We start from the raw sequence: 20,397 nt of genomic DNA on the forward strand, positions 1-20,397 counted from the left end.
CGCCAAGCGTATTCGAGCGCTCGCGGCCCCGGTGTCCCGCTCCTCTCCAGCCCCGGGACGTCTGGGGCCGTCGCGGGGCTAGCGCTTTGCTTTTTTCTTTTTTGCGCTCTTCTTCTCGATCCGCACGCCCTTGAATTTCTTCGCGGCCTTCTTCGCCTTGCGCGGCCTCTTGACCGCCATGAACTCGCCAGACGATCTGTCGCGCTTCGTCCATCCCGAAGCTCCGCCGATCGACGTTTTCGTTTGAGAGCGCTTCTTCACCGCGCCCTTGCGAGCGTTGTCACCGATAGGCTTGTTGACTGCCATGCTTCCTCCATTGAGCCACCAGCTCTATAAAAGCGCTGTCGTGACAGGCTGTTCCACGCTCTGGAACGAATCGGTTGGCGTCAAATTGAATCCCGGTTCTGTGGCGTGGAGTTTTTTGCGTATGCGTCAGTCCCGTTGGACTCCCTCGATCGTCGCGGCCGACGAGCCGACCGTCTACCTGGTGGCGGACGATTTCGGGCGCACAGGCAGCGCCTGGCGCGAAGCCGACATGGAGACCGCGGACCTCGAAACGGTCATCCAGGAGCTCCGGCCAATCAAGGTAATCGCGTTCAACACATCGGAGCGCTGGTCAGAGGACGTCTCCGAAGATATCGCCCACGAGATCCGGCGCCGCTGCGATCTGCAGCTCACCGACGTTCCATCGCACCTTCAGGAGTTCGTCGACCGCAACGCCGCTCAGGACACGCGGCAGTACAGCTTGCGCTTGGTCTAGCCATGGCGTTCCAACGGAAAAAGCCGGAAGCGCTTGGTGCCAAGTCGCCGCTTCTCAGCTTCATCGAACCGGCCTTGGCTTCGTCGATCGATCGGGTGCCTTCCGGAGACCGGTGGGTTCACGAGATCAAGTTCGACGGGTACCGCGTCCAGGTTCATCTCGCCAACGAAGCCGTCAAGGTCTACACACGACGCGGTCACGACTGGACCCGCCGCTTCCAGAAGGTTGCCGCCGACGCCTGGCACATCAAGGCGAGCTCGGCCGTCATCGACGGCGAGATCGTGGTGCCGGCCGCCGATGGCACCACCGACCTCTCCGTATTGCAGAATGAGCTGAAAGGTACCTCAACCAAGATCGTCCTGGTCGCCTTCGACCTGCTCTATCTCAACGGCCGAGATCTTCGAAAACTGCCTCTGATCCAGCGCAAGGCGGAATTGAAGAAGATCATCGCCGGCACTGACGTCCAGTTCAGCGAAAGCTTCGAGATCGATGGCCCGGATCTGTTTACCCACGCCTGCAAGGTCGGCCTCGAGGGCGTCGTTTCCAAAGTGCGGGACAGCGTCTACCCGATCGGCCGCAGCAAAGACCGTCGATTTCAAGGAGCTGCTCCGGATGGAGCCGGATTCCGGCACCACCAATATTCGGAACGTGAGATCAAAACACTGGACGCGGTGGCTGGATCCGGCGAACCGTTGCGTGGTGCCGTTCAACAGCTTCAGCGAGTTCAACAAGGCCGAAGGCGGCGACGTCTGGTTCGCGCTCGACGAGTCGCGTCCCCTCGCATGCTTCGGCGGCATATGGGCAAACTGGACGTCGGTCCGAAAGGTGAAAGAGGGCGAGACCACCAACGACCTCTACGCATTCCTCACGACCGAGCCGAACACCGAGGTCCGCGCCATCCATCCGAAGGCTATGCCTGTCATCCTGACGACACCCCATTCTCACTCACTGATGCGAGACGCGAGGCATCGCCACGTCGGAACGCGCGCTGAACCGATTTGTTCGATTCCCAACGCTAGGCGCCAATGCAATGAACCTGCTTCGAGACGGTAGCAATCGGCCCAGCTGGGGTTATCACTTAAGGGTCCATTCTTTTCGCACGATCACTGTGGTTCTTGCGTGGGCGCTGATAGTTGGCGCGTTTTACGAACGCCCTGAAATGCTGACAGGGGCTCAGCGGCTTCTTCAACACGGCATCGAGCATGTAGGTGATGCCATACCGTCTCCATGGAGACCGCGGATCGAATTTGTTTTCAGAGAAATTGGCGGACTGATCTGGCTCCAAATCACGCTGCTCGTTCTTGCCTTGCGCGTTGCGCTAGCAACAATCGCGGCGACTTGGCGCCTGATCGTCCGGCGAGATCGTGGCTTGATCTAATTGGGAATTCACGGGCCCCTTTCGCGGCAGACTGCCCGACGATTCGAATTGCTGGGCATGCGCGATGGGCCCTGGTCGGCGACCGCTATGGAGGACGCGGCAAGAACATGAGAACGATTTGTGCGATTACTGCCCCCACGATGCCGCCGATGATTTGCTGTACCGCGCAAAACACGCTCGGATAGCGATCGGGGCGTAGAGCTTGCGACAGCTCGATTGAGAGCGAGGAGAGGACGAGTAAAGCGCAAACCAGCAACACCCTTCCGGGTAGAAAGAATGACAATCCGGATCCGAAAAGGGCGTATGCGCAGAAGCGCTCAATGAATGCTCCGGCGGCGTTGTGATGGGGATCGCCGATTGCGGGCCAGCCTTGCAGGGCTGCCACTGTGACGTAATTGGTCAAACCGAAGCAGAAGCCGATCGCGAGCGTGAGTTGGCGGTTCCGTCGCATCAGGGGATCATATGACGCTTCGGCTATCGCGCGTCGTCTAAATTAGAATATCCTAAATTGGAGCGCAGGGCTGTCCCAAATCATTCTTGGCCGGTCCGTGCCGGTCCAGGATCAATGCGCTCCCGCGCGCCGTCCTTGACGGGGCGATAAGCCAAACGCAATAATGTTGGCTTTCCTGAGCACCATTGCATTGCCCACCAATCAAATCCCAGACGACACGCCTCTGAATCACGTCGATCTTCCTCGGCGGTTGCGGAATGCTCTCGCGGACGAAGGCATCAATACAGCTGGCGCCGTGCGCGATCTTTCTGACGCCAACTTGTCAAGCTTTCATTCGATCGCGGGAGTGTCGATCAGACTGTTGCGCAAGATATTCGGCCCCTCGCGCGTCTAGAACGATGCTTGGCCTGCTGTAGTTCCCCACGCGCCTCGTTCAGCGACGTCCCGGCGACGCGGTCAAGGTCGACGCCTAGCCGTTTGGCTCGGGCGGCGTCCCGCTCGACGGATTGCCGCGATCGGCTACTTTTGGCGGCCGTTTCGGCTGCGAAGCTTTTCAAGTCCTCAACTTTGGGACTTGACCCGCGCCGCACGCCGCCGTGCTTTGTCTCCGGATGCACTCCTTCATAAGCCGCCTTCCGCATCGCGATCAGCTTCGCACGCTGTGCCGACGTCACGTCGAATCAGGTTTTCGGCGATTTCGAGCGTCGCCAGACGAGCTGCCAGTTGCTGGAAAGGTACGCCGAACTTAGGAACGCTATCCAGCGTCGCGAGATTTCCTTCCTCATCAGAGGCTAGGCATTGCGGAGTTCTCTTCCATGGCTACCCAGATCGTGATGGACCACACAGGCGACAGCCGACATTCTTTTGAGCAGGATGATCCCAAGCAGCTCGCCGAGGCTGAGCGGCGCTTCAAAAAGCTGATTGGCCAAGGATTTACCGCTGCCACTCGAACTGGGGGCGGCGATCTCCACGCGATACGGTCGTTTGATCCAACAGCGGACGAAACCCTATTCTATCCACGCTTGGTCGGCGGTTAGAACCTTCGCGGTGCGGCAAATGTTTTTGTTCAGGCGCAGAGGCGCCGATAGTGCGCGCGCTGTGCGTGCGTTCTACCGGAGCTTCATCGAACAAAATGCACCGGAGGTGCGTGCGCGTCGCCTTCTCCGCGAATGGCTGTCTCCGGATCAGCGGGCGCAGTTTGATGCCAAGGGTTATTTCGAAGTCACGGGCTCGCACACCGGCCGGCGTTATCGAATTCATTATGGCACCGTGAGTAATGTTTTGGAGCTTGATGACGAAATGCAGCCTAATACCGGGTGGTGTTTCGTTCCCGAGCGCGCCTTGGTGGCTGGCGACGTGATGCTGGCACAGAAGATTGCGCTCGAGACTGACGAAGCCGCAGTGCTCGCGATCGCCAACCGGGTTTCTATGAGACCGCCCTCGCGGCCCCAAGTGGTGCGGCGCGCCTACTAATCTGCTCATGGGCGGGCGGCCGGCTTGTGGCGGCGTTCCCTTCCCGAGCAGGCGGCGTTTGCGCGGTCGGCGCCTTCCGTTGCTTCCTGTCGCGGCCGGTACGCTTTTCAACTGGAAACTGCTTTCTAGTTGAACGACGGATTTTCGCTACCGCTGGGTGGCTAACGCCGATTTCCGCCGCGATAGCGGGTCCGACTTCTCCGGGCTCGCCGCGATGGCCGCGGCCGCTCGCTCGGCCGCCGGCGTGTAAGGCGCCCGTCGCAGAACCCCGTTGAGCCGCCCTCACAGACAGGCCGTGATCGCCGCCCGCAAGTTTATTGGAGCGACCATCGCTCGACGACGAGATTGTTGGCTCCGCGGCAAACGCCTGGTGACGCCGCGGCTAGGATGCGAAAGGACAGGACCGCGCTCCTATCGCTTGCCACGGCGCCCTGATATCTTTTGGCGTTCCTGAACTTTTAATCGATAAGTTTTGAAGACGCCGCGAATTTGATCGTGTCCCGGATGGGAAATTTGCTCATGCAAAGCGATTTAGTGTGCGCCGAGCGTAACGCGGCGAATGCCGCTGAGGTGGAAGAGTTCGCGGCCGAGCTTCTAGCGACCGGCAGACCTGTAGCTGCAAACGATAACAATGAGGATGGGCCCTGGCTGCTCATTCCATTCCCTGACGATTGGTACGCGACGTGTTGAAACTCGTCCAAGGTCGGCGCCTAGCGCCTTGGCGCGGGTCGCGTCGCGGGCGATCGGCGCGCGGTGCCTTCCTGTCTGGCCCGCGGCGTCGTCAACATCGCAAGTCCTTTTCGAGCGCGCCCGGTCGTGGCACGCCAATAGACAAACTCCACCCCGGCGAAAGGATCACGATGCCATACGAGGCGGCAGGCGAAGCTCGTTCGAAACTGGTCGAACGATAGGTCGAAGTCAGTCGACGGGATCAGAGTATCTTTTAGCAGAATTCCGGCGCCAAGAACCGAAAGGTTTTGCATTGCGCAGGGCGTGACTGTTGCACCGCCTGAGAGCGAGAGCATAACTGTCTGGTCGACCGTCTTGCGTCTGACGCGTCGCCGTTCAACACCCGTCCATTCAACAGACACTTTGCCTCCGGACGTTAGCAGCATCACATGGCGGGGGTCACCGACCACGGGGGCGGCGACCCCCTCGCCGCGAAGGCGTCGATACGCGAAACGAGGACGACTTCGCGACTACATCGAGCATCGGCGCTGGCCCGGGCCGACGCAATAACGTCCGTGCGTTAGTGTTACTTGGGCTGCTTAGCGACGCCCGATGGCTTCGCAGATCGGCTCCGCGAGGCGATCGCTTCAACATTTCGCAACGTCCGTTCGAACTCGGACCGCAGATGTTTTTCGTGCGCCGCATCCTTTGGCTCTGACAAAAACGCAATCTTCACGAGGAAGCGGTTCAATCGCGATGCGACTAGAAGATTGTCAGAGTGCTGCGAGCGCAAGTTCGTGATCTGTCGTCGCATCTCAACGAGGTCGAGCCGGCTATCGTCGGGATTATTCGCCAAGTGAAGCTCATACCGATGCGGCGGATAAACGAAGCCGCCGCGCCGAATATGTTGGCGCGACGACTTCGCCATGGTGAACCCGAACGGGGCAATGTCCGGTGCAAGAGAGGCTAATGCTCTGTAGCCCAGGTGCAACCGAAGACGCGCATTAAGCTTGATGTCGCCGCGAAAAGTTAAATCTGGAACAAGGGCTGCTGTCGCGCGGCAGCATGCCAGCGCGGCGCCGGCATGCCTTGCAAGTGCAATATGGCTGATCGGGCCGACCTGCCGACGTCGAGGGGATCATCGAAGAAGTGGAAGGTGCGCCGAGGGACTTCCGGCAATCATCGCAACTGCTTTTTCGCAATCCGATTTCTAACTGGACGCCACGGCTGATCGTGCTGCCTAGGAGGCCAGATCGTATCGGCGCTTCAACCGATCGCTTGTGACCTTGGCGGCATATTGAATGCGGTCGAGATCGCCTCCGTCGTTCGCTATGACACACAATTGCCAGTTGATGCCCTGTGGTTGATGGGCCTCGTATTCGACTTCTACTGAGACGACATGTTCGGAGCCGGGGAAACTACGAATGTCCTGAAGCGCAATGCGTTCGAGGTCCGCCTTTGAAATTAAAGCTTTTGCCACCTTCATCTCCTGAGTTGGCAAAGGGCCGCGGAACGGCACACCCTAACCAACCGAACCTGCGTGGCTAAGTTCCTATAGGGGCTGCAATGCTTCAGTCCTTAGACCGCGTCGCGGAGCGGGCCTACTGTTGACGATCGCCGATGTCGAACGCGCCTAGGCGGTAATCTTCACCCACCGATTGCTCAGTCGTCGGCCGCGTGATCAAGGTGAACGTGGCGTTGGGGTAGCGCGTCCACACGTCGATATCGTCTTGGGTAACGGTCAGAAAGCCAAAAAAGCACTTGTACCGTCCGGGCTCGGTTGCACGGCCGATTTTATCCCATATGATCTTGTTAACGCGCACTCGCTAGCCCCACTCATTCTCGGGCAGCGAACCGGGTGGCGGCTTGAGTTCTTCGAGACCGGCTTCGATCAGCGCAAGCTCCTCTTGGATCGCTGCGACCGCGTTCTGAGGATTGATGCCCGACACACCTTGCAATTGGGCGAGCACCTTGCGCCGATGCGCCAGCAAGTCCGTCAGGGCGCGACGGTCCCGCACCTTCACGTAGCTGGCTACGATCAGTTCCATGGTCTTTGACACGTTCGTCGTTTCCCGCCGGTTGCGGATTAACAGGGCCGGCTAAGTTCTGTCAGACCGGCTTCGGTCATACGAAATTCGACACCTTCGCCGGTTGAGCGTCGCTCCATCCATCCGTTTCGTAAAAGAGCGAGCGTTGTTCCGGGGTGATCGGGAAGCACCGAAGAAGACACCCAATCGCGGTCACGAAGAGGATCGAGCATTTGCCGGTGATACTGATTGAAAAGCGGCCTATGCTTTTCTTTCCGGCGTATGTCTTGAAGTATAGCCTCCGGCGAGCGTTCAGTGTCCATGGCCGTTGGTGCCATCGCATCGTTTACGATCAATACTGGATCGAGAAAGGCCGGCAATCTTTTCTAAATGGTTCAAGGATATTGTTTTGCGGCATGGATCACGAGGACGCATCGGCTTGGCTCGTGCCGGCACTCAGGCGGAGCTATGCTCGCCTAGCGGCGTGGATGGTGCGCGATACCGCTTGCCGGCACCGCCGCGGGTCGAACGGCCCAACCGAATTCCTGAGAAACCACGGCGGCCTGCGCCGCCGCGTGCCTAAGCCGCGAGGTCGCGAATGACAAAAGGCCGCGGGTTGACGCGACATTGGTTGCCGGAAGAAGAAGCGCAGCTGCTTTCGCTCATTGGCGATGGCGCCACCGCTGACGAGGTCGGAGAATGCTTAGGTCGTACGCGCCAAGCGGTTTACGCTCGCTTGCAGCGCTTTCAAAAACAGCGGGGGCGAGCGAGCAGGACGAGTGGGAAGTCATTTGCTCAGTTACCAGAGCGATCTGGCGACGACGATCGATCCCTAAGGTCGCAAAATCACATCCGCAGTGGATCGCGAGCCGATCCGATCGCATCGTCCGTTCGCCCGCGCTGAGGTAACCTTCAGCTGGTACATCGAAGGTTCAATTGCATCCGCTTCAAAAGGCGCGAAGCTGAGGCGATCGCATTGGGATCGACTGATGACCAGCCCGACTGATGACGAATTGCGCGCCGCGGTCACCGCCGCCATTGAGCAGTGGAAGACGGCGCGCCAGCTTCCTCACCTGTCGCCGAACGATTGTGAGACGTTGAACAAGTTGATCATCACCGGACTTCAAACCGTGCTGTTCCAGCGTGCGAAGGCCTTCGATAAGCGCTATACGAACTGCTTGATCAAAGCCGACGGAATTCGACGACGCGATCTTTAATCGAAGCATGCGGACGAAAGCCCGCGTTCGTCCGAGCCCTTGCTTGGGTTGCCGCGAGTTTCCGCCTTAGACGGAGAGGGCCGTGCAATTGTTCGCAGACCAGATCGAGACCTGCGCCCGGGACATCGACAACGGCCGTTTTCCTTCGGCGCGAGCATCCGAAGTTTTCTACGCGGCGACGTCGAACGATGCAATCAGGGCACGTATGTCGTCGGCCAACTCGCGATAGTGTTCGCAGGCACGCAGATAGAACCCGCGATTACTTCCATCCGATCGTTTGGCAATCAGCTCGCATTCGGCTGCGAGGCTTTCAAAACGTTCCAGCTTGGCTTGGAAACCGGTCATTGGCGGGGCCCCGAACTCGTTACTACAAAAGGGATGAGGACCGTATTCGCTCAATTAAGTCAGAGCGAACATTGTTATGGAGCATAATATCTTTTTGCTGATGGGCGATTTCCGTTTTCGCATCGCAACCAAACCGATCTGTGGCGCGCCATGACCATTTTCTATTTCGCATACGTCATCGGAAGACGGCCATATCCAGATCGCGTCTCGCCTGCGAGATTGCGCGAGTGTTAACTACCTCGCCGCAGAAGCAGCCCGCAATCCCTAGGCGCTCTCTGGTCAGGGCAGCGCCAGATCGTGCATCCGGCCTGCCCTTCGAGGCTCGCTAACACATGAACAATGGCCGGCGGGCATCACTGCCGCCGGCCATCGCTTCGCGCTACCTTGGGCTGGGGGTAATCGGCAGCGCTGAGGCAAGCCTGCCGAACGGCGATTAACAACCCACTAACCAATTCTGGCAGGCTCTGGCTATTTCGCGGGCAACAACGCGGCGGCCTGCGCTCGTTATGGCGCGTCGCTGGCGCGTGTGAGCGGCCACGCTCCTTATCGCCGGCGCCGCCTCCCGCCGGGCCGACGTCGAACGACGCCGCTAAGGTCGCGAGTGGTAACCCAACTTCAACCGTTGTGGCTATACGATTTGCTGTCGCGGATTGGTGACGAGTACCGCGGATACGCATGGGCAATCGGAAACGCGTCAGCCCTACGCGGCTGGCGTGGTCTTCGATAAGCCCGCAACGCGAGGCCCTTGCTGCTCGGCAGAGTGACCGCACGCGTTCTACTGGAAAGAAACAGTGCAGGAACGTCGCAGACAAAAGCGCATCGAAACAAACGAGGTCGCCTACATCTTCGGCGACGGATCGAGCACCTCTTGCCGCGTCGTCGACATCACCGAGCACGGAGCAGCAATCGAGCTACCCTTATCAGCTGGGCATATTATGAGAGACCGGTTCAAGCTGATGATCGCAAAGGATCGCGTCGACAGAAATTGCCGTCTAATCTGGCGTTCAGGCAGCCGTATCGGCGTTGAATTTACAGATTGACGTTTAGGCGATTGCGGAGCGCTTGATCCTACAGCGCGCGGGCAGCTGCGGGCCGCGAAAGTAGCGGCTCACTTCAATTTCGGACTAGCTCTCATCTCACGTGCATCTTCTCGACGATCGCGTAGAGCAGAACGAATATCGATGATCGCTCTTAAAGTGGTTGCTCTTGCGCTTGGTCTCTGGATTACCTGGTCAATCTATTCAGTGACTTTGGCCAATGTAGTTCTCGCCGTCGTCGCCTGCCTCTCATAAACAGAAAGGCCCGCTTGCTTGATCCTTACCGGCTGCGACCCGTCACGTTCTACCCAAAGTGGGCTCCGAATCAGGCCAACTGTGGGGAAACAGGTCGAAGGATGTTGCTGAACGAATTAGGCAGTCGCTCTGTCAGATTAGAATATCCGACGGACTCGCCGCCCATCTCGCTAGATCTTTCCGCGACTGAATTTCAGCGCCGCAATCCCAAGCCAGTCGCTTGGCTCAGCAGAGTTCGTGCGTCTCCCGTACGGCGCGGTGAGAAGCAACGAAAAAGTGGCGCGCGCAGCCCTATACTGCGCCGCTGGTCGGCTGCGCTCGATACCCTGCAAGACAATCTCACCGGCTTCGCTAGAAACACACCAACGCCAGGCGCGACCGTGCCGCGTGATCGAGCTATCAAAGAGAAGGAAATCCGCATCGCTCATGGGACGCATACTCCAAAACAGCCACCTAAAATCGCCACAATACTCAACAATCTAACAAAGCCTAATTTTATTGGTGGCGCGAAGTTCCTCTTCGTATTCCATTGTTTGAAGCTTAAAGTATTTTAGGGCTTCTAAATCCGCTCCGGAAAGCCTGCGAGTCATGTCATCCGCTCCGACGAACAAGATCGCGCTTTTCATCGATGGCGCCAATCTCTACGCGACGGCGAAAACTCTCGGCTTCGACATCGATTACAAGCGCCTGCTGAAGGAATTTCAGAGCCGCGGGGAGCTGTTTCGGGCGTTCTACTACACAGCGATCATCGAGGATCAGGAATATTCCTCGATCCGTCCGCTGATCGACTGGCTCGACTACAACGGCTACACGGTCGTCACCAAGGCGACCAAGGAATTCATCGACGCCTCCGGCCGCCGCAAGGTCAAGGGCAACATGGACATCGAGCTCGCCGTCGATGCCATGGAGCTCGCCGAACACATCGACCAGATGGTGCTGTTCTCGGGCGACGGCGACTTCCGCTCGCTGGTCGAGGCCGTGCAGCGGCGCGGCGTGCGGGTGACGGTGATCTCCACCATCGCCAGCCAGCCGCCGATGATCGCCGACGAGCTGCGCCGCCAGGCCGATGTCTTCACCGATCTCGTCGAGTTGCAGTCCAAGCTTGGCCGCGACCCGTCCGAGCGCCCTGCCCCGCGCGATCGCGAAGCGCGCGGACACGCGCCTAAATTCCTGCAAGAGCCGAGGGGAATCGACCCTCACGACTAGACTGTGAAGGCGGCGTCGGCATCGATGAATTCGGGCGGAATGAAGCGGAATCCGGTAATTATTCTGGTAGTCGTAGTCCGGGCGAGTTCAGCCATTCGCTTATGTGAGCGCCGGTCTCGGCCTGCCTAACTTTGCGGATCGCAGCCAGGCATCAAAACAGCCAAGACCCCAGCCTGAAGGCGCCCCATCCCAGCGCGGCGACCCATCCGAACGTGGCGGCAACGGTCGCCAAGACAAACGCGCCGACGAACATGAAATCCTTAATCCGGGTGACCCTAGTGACCGGCGAAGTTTGAAGGGCTATTTCTGTGTTGCTCATTGTGGCTGCCTCGCTAGGGCCCCCAGGCACCGGGAAAACTTGGCAATCCAACTTCCGTTCCTATCGCGCTGACGATTCGCATTACGTGGGAGCCGGATGACGTTTGGGCGGACCGGTCAGAGAATGAACGAAGTGGCATCCGGCAAGCGCAATTGGCACGGAGGAGGCTGCGTTTGTGGCCCCCCAATCGCGCCCACATCTACGCCGCGCATGCGGCAGGAAAGGTGAGCTGGTGAACACACCGAGGGGCGCCCTACGCTCATCCGGAGACCGCCGCTCGCAAGCTTCTCGAGCTCGCCGCCGGCATCGAGCCGATCAACGGCCGCATCCACATCGAAAAGGTCAATTATCCCTTCATGTCCAAGGCCGGATGCAATGCAAGCGGGCCGGAGTTCGGCGCCGGCATCAGATACGCGATCGAAAAGGGGTGGCTCGAGCTGCATGAAAGCGGCACCTATGTGCGGCTGCTTCAGCTAGGCGCTGACCTGTTCCCTCATCAGTAAAGCAACCTTGCCGACGAGCGGCCAGATGCGCACAGACCAGTTTCCGGATCGGCAATGCCAGGCGGACTGATGTCGCCCATGGGCGCTATTCAGTCTCCGGCGCCCACCTTCAGGGTCGGCTGGTGTGCGACGCGCATTCCACACCCACGACGCCCAGTAGCTCGCGCGCGAGCTGAGCCCCAAGGTATTGATAATTTGACTCTCTAGAGTCCGGCGTCGTCGTTTGTCGGATGCTTCGCCCTGCCCTACGCCCCACGCCTACGCACGCTAACGACCGGCAGACCAAGATCACGTTCGGCGAGATGCGCGGGATAGGATTGCGCGACGTGCTGGTCTATTGCCACTGCGGCCACCATGCCGCTCTGAATGCGGATGGATGGTCGGACGACCTGAGGCTTTCGGATCTGGAGCCGCGGTTCGTCTGCCGGGGATGCGGTAGCCGCGGCGCCGACGTCCGGCCCGACTTCGAGCGCGGCAATCAGCAGCGTGCAATCATGGGGCATCGAAACACGCGATAGAGCCAAAAAACGGCCCCAGCTTTTTGGCGGCGGCTGGGGCCGTTGGTATTTACTCCGGCCCGCAGGGGGGACTTGGAGCCGGAGCACAGCACCAATCCGGTCGCTCGCCACTGGTTCCTGAATGAGGTGATGGGCCAAGTAAAAGGCCGCCAATCGAGGCGCCCTCAATGCAGCCTGCCGGTCAGCTTCTTGATGATCTCGCGAAGGTCGTTTGCGTATTCCTCGATGATCCGGCGGGCCTCTTCCATGCGCGAAAGCTGAGGCTTTGGCGCATCCTTCTCCAGACGGGGCGGGTCTGTCGGACTCATGCAGCAGGGTGGGCCGAAGCCAGGGAGGATCGTTGACATGGGTCGTCGCCAACGACGGCCCCGGCCTAGGGGGCTTTTGGGGTGTGGGTGGCCGGGGCCGCTGGAGGTGCTTGGACCTTGGGCAAGGCCAAGGGTCCAGAGCCTAGGAAAAAACGGCAATCAGCACTGTTCCGCTTCCGCACATTGGCGATAGGGTTCCATAGGCGGGAACGGAGCAGCTGCGATGAAAGACATGCAGGCTCAGTTGGAAAAGCTCCGCACTGATGCGGCCGAGTGCGCGCTGATCCGAGATCTGGCGACCGATCCCAAGAAGCGAGACCTGTTCACCCGGCTGGCGGATCACCTGAGCGTGCTCGCCGCCGAGGTCGAGCGTGCGATTGCGGAGGGTGTGAGCAAGGGATGACTGGTGGCTGGGGGCGGCCGTTCAATGACCCGATAGAGGTAGCCGGCCCCAACTTGGTAACGCTGCGCGATGCCGGCGAGTACATAGCAGCGCTGCCGAAGAAGGAGCACGACGCGTTGGAATGGCGGGCTGCAATGGAAGCCTTGCTCCTGGTGGTCGAGCGCGGTGGCCCGACGATGTTCGCCCGAATCGGCATCATGCGGGCGTTGAACCGACACTACGTCCCGGAGTTCAACCCGAAGGGCAAAGAGCCGCATTGGGGCCGGCGCAAGCTGAAAAGGGATCAATGACCGTCTTCGTCTACGTGAACACCGCCAAGCAGGTCGGCGACGTCGACCACATCAAGGTTTTCGCCACGGTCGACGCCGCGGAAACGTGGTTCGAGGCGAACGATCCGGAAGGCGTCGCCTTCGAGTACGACGTGATCGAGTGATGTGGAGCAGATAATCAGCGCCACATCGTTGGTGGGCTCAGGGCCTTGCGACCCGCCGCTTTCAACGCGTCGGTTGAGAGCTGTCCATGTGACGCGGCATCGAGCAGCTTCGAAGCAACGTACGCTCTGGCGCCCGTCTCGCTTACAGGAATATTTTCGCAAACTTCCTCGAGCACCGCCCTGAGCAGCGCAGTCATTTCAGCATCAAACACGCCGAACTCCCGAAATTGAGGGGATGCTGAACGCTGCACAAGCGGAATATATTCGCTCGGCAGCGTTCGCCACGTATTCCGGTCTGGGCTCTGAAATCCCAGCGCCTGCTAAATTGGCACCTGACTGTTAACGTGATGTGACAGCTTCCCCGGCCGCATCAACGGGGAGTTCGCCGGACCTACAAACAAAGCCCGCCAGCGTGAACCTGCGGGAGATCGCGAAGAGGCTGCCGACTGAAGCGGCCCTACTCATCCCAGATGCGTTCGCCGCACCTTTCGCGTTTGAAAAGGCGAACTGTCTTTCCCTGTGTGGGATCGAGGAACTTATGGGCAAGTTTAAGTGGGGTGGCGCACGCAGGGCAGTGAAGAAACCGATCTCGCTGCGGTGTCTCTCGATTGTCGCTCATGTGCCGACCCTCGATGCGCAGTAGCCGTCCGCGCGCTTCCAGGCTCTCCATGTTCCTTCAAATAGAACACCCCGTTCCGAAATTGGGATTGGTGAAACCGGTCAGATGGATTGCAGCCGAAGAGGAACATGGCACTGCTCTCTTTCCAGCCCCAATGCTCCCGGCCGCCGATCCAATTTCGGATTAGAGCGCCGGGAGTGAGCATCTCCCGGACATGCCACAAGTTCCCGCTTCGGAACTTACGAATGATTCGCGCAGGCATTGGATCTTTGCTAAAAAATCCTTACCGGGGCTGGCGCCTTATTCCACTTATCAATTTCACCCGGTTTATTTGACCATGCGCGGGCCGCAGCGGTTTAAACCTCCCGCTGCGGCCTTCGTATTGTTTGAGGGATTGACTCTATGCCTGACGAACATTGCCTGATCGTCCACGCAGCTGGAAGACAATTGGATCTGCTACGCGGAGAAGCTTCGCGCATCGCAAAAGGAAAACAGATCAACTGGTGGACCGATCGCGCCGAAGTTGGCACGCGCTTCTGTTTTGAAGATGACGCGGCGAAAGAAGCTTTTGCGCTAACCTGCGACAACTTTGGCATTCGTCGCCGAGACGGCTAGCCAAGAGTCCCGATCGCCTCGCGAAGCTGTCAGCGTGGATCCTCAGCGAGGAGCAAAGGCCGCCATGTCGGCTTCTGAGTCTCGCTGGCTCGCTCGACCGAGCTGGTGGAGCGGCCCCGGCCCATACCCCTGCCCCACGCGAGCCGGGGCCGTTCTCTCCGCCGTTGGTGATTCGGAAGCGTCCGCAATGACCGGCTCCATCATTCTCATTCCTGGCATGCTCAAGGCGCTAAGGCTGGCGCGCGTCTACGGCTTCTTGGTCCAGCGCGGAGGCGGCATTCATTACCCAGGCGGCAGCCAACCGGCATGCTCGACGGAATTGGCGCAAAAGATGGTTGAAGGTGGCTGGCTTGTGAAGCACGGCGAGCGCTATGAGCCGGCGACGTCGCATTTTGACCCAATGCAGAAGTGGGCACGAACGTTGTGTCTGGCCCGCAAACGGTTTGAACACCCTCAATTGCCAACCGCAGCCAGCGACATTGTGTTAGGCTGCGTATGCAACGGAGCCGTCGAAAGTAGCGGCGCGGGAGTTCACCCGCTGGGTAGGTACCTGCGAGAGGATGGCTGTGACCGAGCAGCGAGTCCCAAGGCGACTAGCGGCAATCTTGGCTGCCGACGTGGTCGGCTACTCCGCGTTGATGCAACGCGCCGAGGAAGCTACCTATGCCGAGTTCGAGCGGCTCAAGCGAGAATTGATCGAGCCTAGCCTCTCCCGCCACGAAGGGCGGCTCATCAAGACAACGGGTGATGGCGCGCTAGCCGAGTTCGCAAGTCCATCGGCTGCGGTGCGATGCGCGGTGGAGATACAGGAAAGCATCGCTTCAGGCCGAAGCTCATTTAAGCTACGCATTGGGGTCAATCTCGGGGAGGTTATCGTTGGGGCTGACGGGGATCTTTTTGGCGACGGGATCAACATCGCTGTCCGGCTAGAGGGGGTCGCCGATCCGGGCGGCATCCTGATTTCCGAAAAGGTGTACGGCGAGGTCGAAGGCAAGCTGGATGCTGGCTTCGAGGATCGCGGCGGACAGCAGCTCAAGAACATCGCCAAGCCGGTCCGCACTTACGCTGTATGTGCGAGAGCACATGGCCCGCTGGCCGAGAGGCTCACTCCGGCTCCTCCACTTCCAGACAAGCCCTCCATCGCCGTGCTGCCGTTCGCGAGCATGTCTGGCGATCCCGAGCAGGAGTACTTCGCGGACGGGATGGTTGAGGAGATCACGACCGCGCTTTCGCGGTTCCAATGGTTGTTCGTGATCGCTCGAAATTCGAGTTTCACCTTCAAGGGCAAAGCCGTCGACATCAAGGAAGTCGGGCGCAGGCTTGGCGTGCGCTATGTCCTTCAGGGGGCGGTGCGCAAGGCGTCGGGGAAAGTTCGCATCACGGGGCAGTTGATCGATGCGGTTACTGGCGCGCATCTATGGGCGGACAGGTTTGAGCGTGACCTGACCGACGTCTTCTCTCTTCAGGACGAAGTAACGCTCGCCGTTGTCTCGGCTGTTCAGCCAAAGATGCTTCAAACAGAAATTGAAATGGCGACGCGGCGGCGACCAGAGAACCTTACTGCCTATGACTTTTTTCTCCGAGCCATGCACCAGTATCACCGGACGACCCGCGAAAGTTTGGCCGAGGCGATCAAGCAGGCTCATCACGCTCTGGAGCTAGACCCGAGGTTCGGCTCTGCGGCGGCTCTGGCAGGTGACTGTCATGCGAGCAACGTCGCTCTAGGCTATTCCAAGGATCCCCAATTCGACTGCAAGGAAGCAGTTCGGCTTGCCCGTTTGGCATTGAGCATCGATGATGGTGATCCGGACACGCTGTCAAGGGTTGCCGTAACCTTGGCGGGCATGGTCGGCGATAGCGAAGCCGAGATCGAAATGGCTGACCGGGCCGTCGCGCTCAACCCAAACTCATGGCGCACTTGGAACAACAGAGGCTGGGTCTACATATTGGCGGGGCATCCAGAGGAAGCGATGCGAAGCTTTGAACGCGCCATTCGCATGAGCCCCGTAGACCCGCTGTTACACATGACGTTTTTTGGCATTGGGAATGCCCTTATGAGGCTTCGCCGCTTTGACGAGGCGATCATCGTATTTAAGAAAGCCCTTCGTCACAATCCCTCCTTCGTGCCAGCTTACCGCGGCCTCGCGTCCGGCTTCGCCCATCTCGGACGCGACACTGAGGCGCACGAGGCGGCGGCGCGCGTGCTTGAGATCGATCCCGCCTTTACAATATCGGCGTGGATCGCCCAGGTCCCCAAACACTCAAAGCTGTTTGTTGAGGGTCTTCGGAAAGCGGGGTTGCCCGAATAGCCCGCTGCGTAGGAGGGACGAGGCGACCGAATGACTGCTTCTGGCCCTAGGCGACCTTGGCTTTGTATCAAATTTCTGCTTCGCGCCGAGAGCAGTCTTAGATCTCGATAATCGGACGTTATCAAAACCGTCACATCGACGAAATGCGCAGCATCACAATTAGCGTTACTGGCTCGGAAGAGCGAGCTTAGCTAAGGACTCTACGACAGCGTTCGCCTTCTTAAGTTCTCCCGCGCATTTTTCCGCGAGCCATATCGGCCCGTTGCTGCCGGCATATTCGTGCACAATCTGGATCTGTGAAATAGCCGTTCGTGCCACTCCTAAATCACCAGTTCGCTCGGCAAGCATCGTGAGGCCGGAACAGAGGTTGCACGCGCATTCGACCCACTCATCGGGGGCCCGTTCACGGGTCAATTCCAACAGCGCCCGCTGGTATGCATCGATCGCCTCCTCCAACGCCCTTATATCACCGCTATTTCGCGCGAGGCTTGAAAGAGCCAATCCGAGCATGTGCTGTGTCCTGGCCCAATCAAATGGTACCAGCTCGCGCGTCCTTTCCGTCAACGCCTCACGATACGCTGCAACTGCTTGAACGAGTCGTCCTACATTCCCCTCATGCTCGCCTATTACTACTAGCACGTTGCCAAGATTAAACTGCACCATAGCCCGGTCGAGGGGTACACGATCACGCGGAAGTACTGAAAGCGCCCATTGATACTTCTCAACGGCTTCAAGGAGCGCAGCCATGCGATCCTCTCGTTGGCCAATATTTTTAAGCACAATCCCGAGATTGTTGAGCACCCCACCGTGCGAGGGCTTATGTTCGCTGGTCCACTCCTTCAGTGCTTCTTGGAACGCAACGACCGCCTCGTGTAGCCGTCCTGTACTTTGCTCGCGATCGCCAAGTTTGGCGAGCGCATTGCCGAGATCAAATTGCAGCAATGCCCAAGAATGTGGCGATCGCTCGCAGGTCATTTCTGTTAAGGCTTCACGGTATGCCGTCACAGCTTGTTCAAGATTTGTGGTCCCGCTCTCGCGTACCCCCAGAGCCCAATGCGCATCGCCCAGCTGCCACTTCATTAGAGGCCATTGATGCGGCGAACTTTCGCGGGTTCGTTCCAGCAATGCTAACTGGTAACATGCGATCGCTTCCTCAATCAGTTTGGCATCGTCAACGATCCCACCGAGCGCAAAAAGCGCATCACCTAAATGAGTGTTTGAGCTCGCCCAATCAAGAGGAACGCGCTCTCGGGTCCATTCCAGCAGGGCAGCCCTTAGGGCAACAATTGACTCCCTGAGAAATCCGGCGTCGCTTTCAAACTCACCGATTAGGGATAAGGCGGCTCCCAGGTTACTCTGAGTGGCAGCCCACTGTAGCGGAACACGTTCTCTGGTTCGTTCTGTCAGAGCAGCGCGGTAGGCCTCAACCGAGTCCCTAAGAGCACTCGAGTCTGTTCCGCCGGAAAGCCTGAGAAGCGCACAACCGAGATTGTTCTGCGTAGCCGCCCAATCAAGGGGCACTAACTCGCGAGTCTTCACGGTAAGAGCGGCACGGTGGGCCGCGACCGCTTCCGCCAGGCATGTGCTGCCCTCCTCCCGATCGCCTAATTCTGCCAACGCAATTCCAAGATTGTTCTGAGTCCTTGCCCAATCGAGCGGCGCGCGATCACGGGTCCGCTCAGTCAGTGCCGCCCGGTACGCAAGGATCGCTTCCTTTAACAAGGTGGTGCCGCCCCTGCGGCCCCCAAGCTCGCGGAGCGCCGCCGCGAGGCCGTCCTGCGTTGCGGCCCAATCGAGAGGTGCGCGGCCACGGGTGCGTTCCAACAAGGCTGCCCGAAAAGCAGCGACCGCCTCCTCGAGTCGTAGCGTTCCTCGATCGCGCTCGCCGAGAGTCCGAAGCGCGTGACCAAGATTGTGCTGCGTTTCAGCCCAGTCGAGCGGCGCGCTATCCTGGGTCCGTTGTAACAATGCCTTGCGATAGGTCGCGACAGCTTCTTCCAAGCGCTCGGGATTGCTCTCGCGACGGCCAAGCATGTAGAGTGCTAACCCCAAACTGTTTAGCGCTCGTCCGAGCTGTGCCCCTCCGGCTATCAGTAGAGCACATCGCGCTACCTCGATTGCGATTGAAAGATCCAAATTCGTTCCCTGATCGCGGCCACGCCTGTAAAAGTCTTGAAAGCGTCCACAAACTGCTTCAAAGCAAGCAGGCTCATTCTCAGGTTGTTCTAGCGTCGCAATCCTCAGCACACGCTTAGCAGCGCCACGCGCGTCGCGCCGGAGGACGTCTTGGTGTAGTCCTGCCTCCAAAAGTGCGATGCCACTGCGAGTTGAGGCCTGCCGCCGATCCGCTTCTTCACGTTCCCAATCAGCAATGCCCTGATCAGCTTTCCTCGCTGCGCCATCGAGATCACCAATTCTGGTCTTCTCTGCGACGTCGTCTAGCACACTGTTCACGAGATGACCGAGGTTACTGCCGCGCATACTCTTCCCGCTAACAGCGACAGCAATCTCCACTGCGCCAACCAGTTCTAAGACTGCCTGATCGAAATCAAGTACCTCTGCGGGTTTCAGCCGACGGGCATAGCTCAAATACAGTGCGTCTCTCTACTCCCGTCTCAGATTTTGCTGCAATCGAGGCACGCGCATCGAAGGCAGCAACTAATCTCTCTACCAACGCGTCTTCCAAGGGCTTCGGTTTTTCTATCAACCTGACATTGAAGTCTCGCACGAGAATGTAGATTTGCCTCGTGTCATCGGAAGGCTTGCAGATATTCGAATGATTGGCGTCGATTGCAATGGGTCGCACATTTGCGAGACCAGGATCTGCGCTATCCGGCGAAACAATGGTTCCGAGGAAGGACGTCCTTTGCGTTTCAGTGAGTACCAAGTGAGTTATGCCGCGCGCGTTTGCCCAATCCCGATACCAATTGTTCAAATCTCGAAGGTTGGGGTCATTGCGAACTAGCGAGGCGGTCGCGGACGAAGGGCGTACGAGAATCCGTAGGCGATCTCCCCAGGTCGCCAAACCCGATCCAAGATGCGGAGTACCAAGAAAAGCCACCCGTTCAACGCGTTCGATGAATCCAGCCGAGCGCTTATCATAGCGCGCCATGCTATCCGCCGTCCGCAATATCTGCTTGATTACTAACCCGCCGAGACTGTGCCCGATCAGCGTCAATGGGCCCTGCGCGAGCTCTGATTCAGCGTTGACTCTGGCCAAAATGCTGGTCGCCTGATCCGTTAAATGCATCGCAGTCCCGCGCAAACGCGATACGGCCGCGTTGTACCCCACAACGTAAATAGCAAGTGACGCACAGTCTCGTGCCAACCATGCCGGCCAGAATGTTTCGTCCAGGTTCCAAGGCTTGCGCCCAACTTCAAGCCGCCAGGTGTCATAGTGATGCCCGCCAAGTCCGTGCAGCAACAAAATGCTGCCGGTGGGTTGTTCGGCGGGATCCGCCACTTTGAAGAGATCAGACATCGTGTCGCCAATGACTACTCAACCGCTGAAGTTAGCATATTTGCAACTTAGTGGCGACATTGGACTGCACC

27 protein-coding genes and 1 pseudogene are annotated in these 20,397 nt (G+C 58.9%); 15 read left to right on the top strand and 13 right to left on the bottom strand.

The window, feature by feature from the left end:
• Positions 1-78: 78 nt before the first annotated feature.
• A complete protein-coding gene (locus tag V1280_RS22395) occupies positions 79-306 on the bottom strand; it encodes a hypothetical protein (protein ID WP_334528918.1) in 228 nt (75 codons plus the stop codon).
• Between V1280_RS22395 and V1280_RS22400 the strand changes: the two genes are divergently transcribed.
• From V1280_RS22400 to V1280_RS22415, 4 genes and pseudogenes are all read left to right on the top strand, one after another.
• Entirely contained in the window at positions 296-760 is a 465-nt protein-coding gene (locus V1280_RS22400) for a hypothetical protein (protein WP_334528920.1), read from the top strand. The genes V1280_RS22395 and V1280_RS22400 overlap by 11 nt on opposite strands.
• 2 nt (positions 761-762) lie before the next feature.
• Positions 763-1,347, top strand: a pseudogene (locus V1280_RS22405) (ATP-dependent DNA ligase); the annotation flags it as partial.
• A gap of 25 nt (positions 1,348-1,372) precedes the next feature.
• Positions 1,373-1,813, top strand: a complete 441-nt coding sequence (locus V1280_RS22410; protein WP_334538385.1) for an SOS response-associated peptidase family protein — start codon at positions 1,373-1,375, stop codon at positions 1,811-1,813.
• On the top strand, positions 1,791-2,138 hold the full coding sequence (locus tag V1280_RS22415) for a hypothetical protein (protein ID WP_334528922.1): 348 nt from the start codon (positions 1,791-1,793) through the stop codon (positions 2,136-2,138). The genes V1280_RS22410 and V1280_RS22415 overlap by 23 nt, the downstream gene beginning before the upstream one ends.
• Positions 2,139-2,223: 85 nt before the next feature.
• On the opposite strand, the gene V1280_RS22420 is transcribed toward V1280_RS22415, so the two are convergent.
• Positions 2,224-2,589 carry a VanZ family protein gene (locus V1280_RS22420; RefSeq protein ID WP_334528924.1) on the bottom strand — a complete coding sequence of 122 codons (366 nt, stop codon included), beginning with the start codon at positions 2,587-2,589 and terminating at the stop codon, positions 2,224-2,226.
• An 815-nt stretch (positions 2,590-3,404) separates the two neighbouring features.
• Between V1280_RS22420 and V1280_RS22425 the strand changes: the two genes are divergently transcribed.
• Both V1280_RS22425 and V1280_RS22430 read left to right on the top strand, forming a co-directional pair.
• Entirely contained in the window at positions 3,405-3,626 is a 222-nt protein-coding gene (locus V1280_RS22425; protein ID WP_334528927.1) for a hypothetical protein, read from the top strand.
• Positions 3,627-3,645: 19 nt separating this feature from the next.
• On the top strand, positions 3,646-4,062 hold the full coding sequence (locus tag V1280_RS22430; protein WP_334528931.1) for a hypothetical protein: 417 nt from the start codon (positions 3,646-3,648) through the stop codon (positions 4,060-4,062).
• Positions 4,063-4,772: 710 nt separating this feature from the next.
• Here V1280_RS22430 and V1280_RS46825 read toward each other — a convergent pair.
• The 5 genes from V1280_RS46825 to V1280_RS22450 all read right to left on the bottom strand — a co-directional run bounded on the left by V1280_RS46825 (position 4,773) and on the right by V1280_RS22450 (position 6,791).
• On the bottom strand, positions 4,773-5,177 hold the full coding sequence (locus V1280_RS46825) for a PilZ domain-containing protein (protein ID WP_442895245.1): 405 nt from the start codon (positions 5,175-5,177) through the stop codon (positions 4,773-4,775).
• A 140-nt stretch (positions 5,178-5,317) separates the two neighbouring features.
• The gene (locus V1280_RS22435) at positions 5,318-5,659 is read right to left on the bottom strand and encodes a hypothetical protein (RefSeq protein ID WP_334528933.1); all 342 of its coding nucleotides are present in this window, start codon (positions 5,657-5,659) and stop codon (positions 5,318-5,320) included.
• A 312-nt stretch (positions 5,660-5,971) separates the two neighbouring features.
• Positions 5,972-6,211 carry a hypothetical protein gene (locus V1280_RS22440; RefSeq protein ID WP_442895151.1) on the bottom strand — a complete coding sequence of 80 codons (240 nt, stop codon included), beginning with the start codon at positions 6,209-6,211 and terminating at the stop codon, positions 5,972-5,974.
• A gap of 121 nt (positions 6,212-6,332) precedes the next feature.
• Positions 6,333-6,554, bottom strand: a complete 222-nt coding sequence (locus V1280_RS22445) for a hypothetical protein (protein ID WP_334528937.1) — start codon at positions 6,552-6,554, stop codon at positions 6,333-6,335.
• 3 nt (positions 6,555-6,557) lie between these two features.
• Positions 6,558-6,791 (bottom strand): hypothetical protein, encoded by a 234-nt coding sequence (locus V1280_RS22450; protein WP_334528939.1) that lies wholly within the window; start codon positions 6,789-6,791, stop codon positions 6,558-6,560.
• 956 nt (positions 6,792-7,747) lie between these two features.
• Here V1280_RS22450 and V1280_RS22455 point away from each other — a divergent pair.
• Positions 7,748-7,975, top strand: coding sequence for a hypothetical protein (locus V1280_RS22455; protein WP_334528941.1), 228 nt, complete (start codon positions 7,748-7,750; stop codon positions 7,973-7,975).
• A 168-nt stretch (positions 7,976-8,143) separates the two neighbouring features.
• Here V1280_RS22455 and V1280_RS22460 read toward each other — a convergent pair whose 3' ends face one another.
• Positions 8,144-8,320, bottom strand: a complete 177-nt coding sequence (locus V1280_RS22460; protein ID WP_334528943.1) for a hypothetical protein — start codon at positions 8,318-8,320, stop codon at positions 8,144-8,146.
• A 791-nt stretch (positions 8,321-9,111) separates the two neighbouring features.
• Here V1280_RS22460 and V1280_RS22465 point away from each other — a divergent pair.
• From V1280_RS22465 to V1280_RS22475, 3 genes are all read left to right on the top strand, one after another.
• Positions 9,112-9,360, top strand: coding sequence for a PilZ domain-containing protein (locus V1280_RS22465; RefSeq protein ID WP_334528946.1), 249 nt, complete (start codon positions 9,112-9,114; stop codon positions 9,358-9,360).
• A gap of 353 nt (positions 9,361-9,713) precedes the next feature.
• Positions 9,714-10,166 (top strand): hypothetical protein, encoded by a 453-nt coding sequence (locus tag V1280_RS22470; protein WP_334528949.1) that lies wholly within the window; start codon positions 9,714-9,716, stop codon positions 10,164-10,166.
• Positions 10,167-10,200: 34 nt separating this feature from the next.
• A complete protein-coding gene (locus V1280_RS22475; protein WP_334528952.1) occupies positions 10,201-10,818 on the top strand; it encodes a LabA-like NYN domain-containing protein in 618 nt (205 codons plus the stop codon).
• A gap of 151 nt (positions 10,819-10,969) precedes the next feature.
• Here the strand turns inward: V1280_RS22475 and V1280_RS22480 are convergent, their stop codons facing one another.
• Entirely contained in the window at positions 10,970-11,137 is a 168-nt protein-coding gene (locus V1280_RS22480; RefSeq protein WP_334528954.1) for a hypothetical protein, read from the bottom strand.
• A 1,185-nt stretch (positions 11,138-12,322) separates the two neighbouring features.
• Positions 12,323-12,505 (bottom strand): hypothetical protein, encoded by a 183-nt coding sequence (locus V1280_RS22485; protein WP_334528957.1) that lies wholly within the window; start codon positions 12,503-12,505, stop codon positions 12,323-12,325.
• 184 nt (positions 12,506-12,689) lie between these two features.
• Between V1280_RS22485 and V1280_RS22490 the strand changes: the two genes are divergently transcribed.
• The 3 genes from V1280_RS22490 to V1280_RS22500 are packed head-to-tail and all read left to right on the top strand — an operon-like array spanning position 12,690 to position 13,302.
• A complete protein-coding gene (locus tag V1280_RS22490) occupies positions 12,690-12,869 on the top strand; it encodes a hypothetical protein (RefSeq protein WP_334528960.1) in 180 nt (59 codons plus the stop codon).
• On the top strand, positions 12,866-13,159 hold the full coding sequence (locus V1280_RS22495) for a hypothetical protein (protein ID WP_334528963.1): 294 nt from the start codon (positions 12,866-12,868) through the stop codon (positions 13,157-13,159). The genes V1280_RS22490 and V1280_RS22495 overlap by 4 nt, the downstream gene beginning before the upstream one ends.
• Positions 13,156-13,302, top strand: a complete 147-nt coding sequence (locus V1280_RS22500) for a hypothetical protein (RefSeq protein WP_334528966.1) — start codon at positions 13,156-13,158, stop codon at positions 13,300-13,302. Before V1280_RS22495 ends, V1280_RS22500 begins: the two co-directional genes overlap by 4 nt.
• Before the next feature lie 14 nt (positions 13,303-13,316).
• Here the strand turns inward: V1280_RS22500 and V1280_RS22505 are convergent, their stop codons facing one another.
• The gene (locus V1280_RS22505) at positions 13,317-13,514 is read right to left on the bottom strand and encodes a hypothetical protein (RefSeq protein ID WP_334528969.1); all 198 of its coding nucleotides are present in this window, start codon (positions 13,512-13,514) and stop codon (positions 13,317-13,319) included.
• A gap of 809 nt (positions 13,515-14,323) precedes the next feature.
• On the opposite strand from V1280_RS22505, the gene V1280_RS22510 reads away from it, so the two are divergent.
• Together V1280_RS22510 and V1280_RS22515 are read left to right on the top strand one after the other, a co-directional pair.
• Positions 14,324-14,536, top strand: a complete 213-nt coding sequence (locus V1280_RS22510; RefSeq protein WP_334528971.1) for a hypothetical protein — start codon at positions 14,324-14,326, stop codon at positions 14,534-14,536.
• A gap of 605 nt (positions 14,537-15,141) precedes the next feature.
• Complete coding sequence (locus tag V1280_RS22515; protein WP_334528976.1) at positions 15,142-16,845, top strand: adenylate/guanylate cyclase domain-containing protein; 1,704 nt, start codon at positions 15,142-15,144, stop codon at positions 16,843-16,845.
• Between the two features lie 165 nt (positions 16,846-17,010).
• On the opposite strand, the gene V1280_RS22520 is transcribed toward V1280_RS22515, so the two are convergent.
• Positions 17,011-19,434 carry a tetratricopeptide repeat protein gene (locus V1280_RS22520; RefSeq protein ID WP_334528978.1) on the bottom strand — a complete coding sequence of 808 codons (2,424 nt, stop codon included), beginning with the start codon at positions 19,432-19,434 and terminating at the stop codon, positions 17,011-17,013.
• On the bottom strand, positions 19,394-20,326 hold the full coding sequence (locus tag V1280_RS22525) for an esterase/lipase family protein (protein WP_334528980.1): 933 nt from the start codon (positions 20,324-20,326) through the stop codon (positions 19,394-19,396). The genes V1280_RS22520 and V1280_RS22525 overlap by 41 nt, the downstream gene beginning before the upstream one ends.
• Between the last annotated feature and the right edge of the window lie 71 nt (positions 20,327-20,397).

Origin of the sequence: Bradyrhizobium sp. AZCC 2230 (assembly GCF_036924495.1) — a bacterium.
Classification (GTDB): Bacteria; Pseudomonadota; Alphaproteobacteria; order Rhizobiales; family Xanthobacteraceae; genus Bradyrhizobium; species Bradyrhizobium rifense.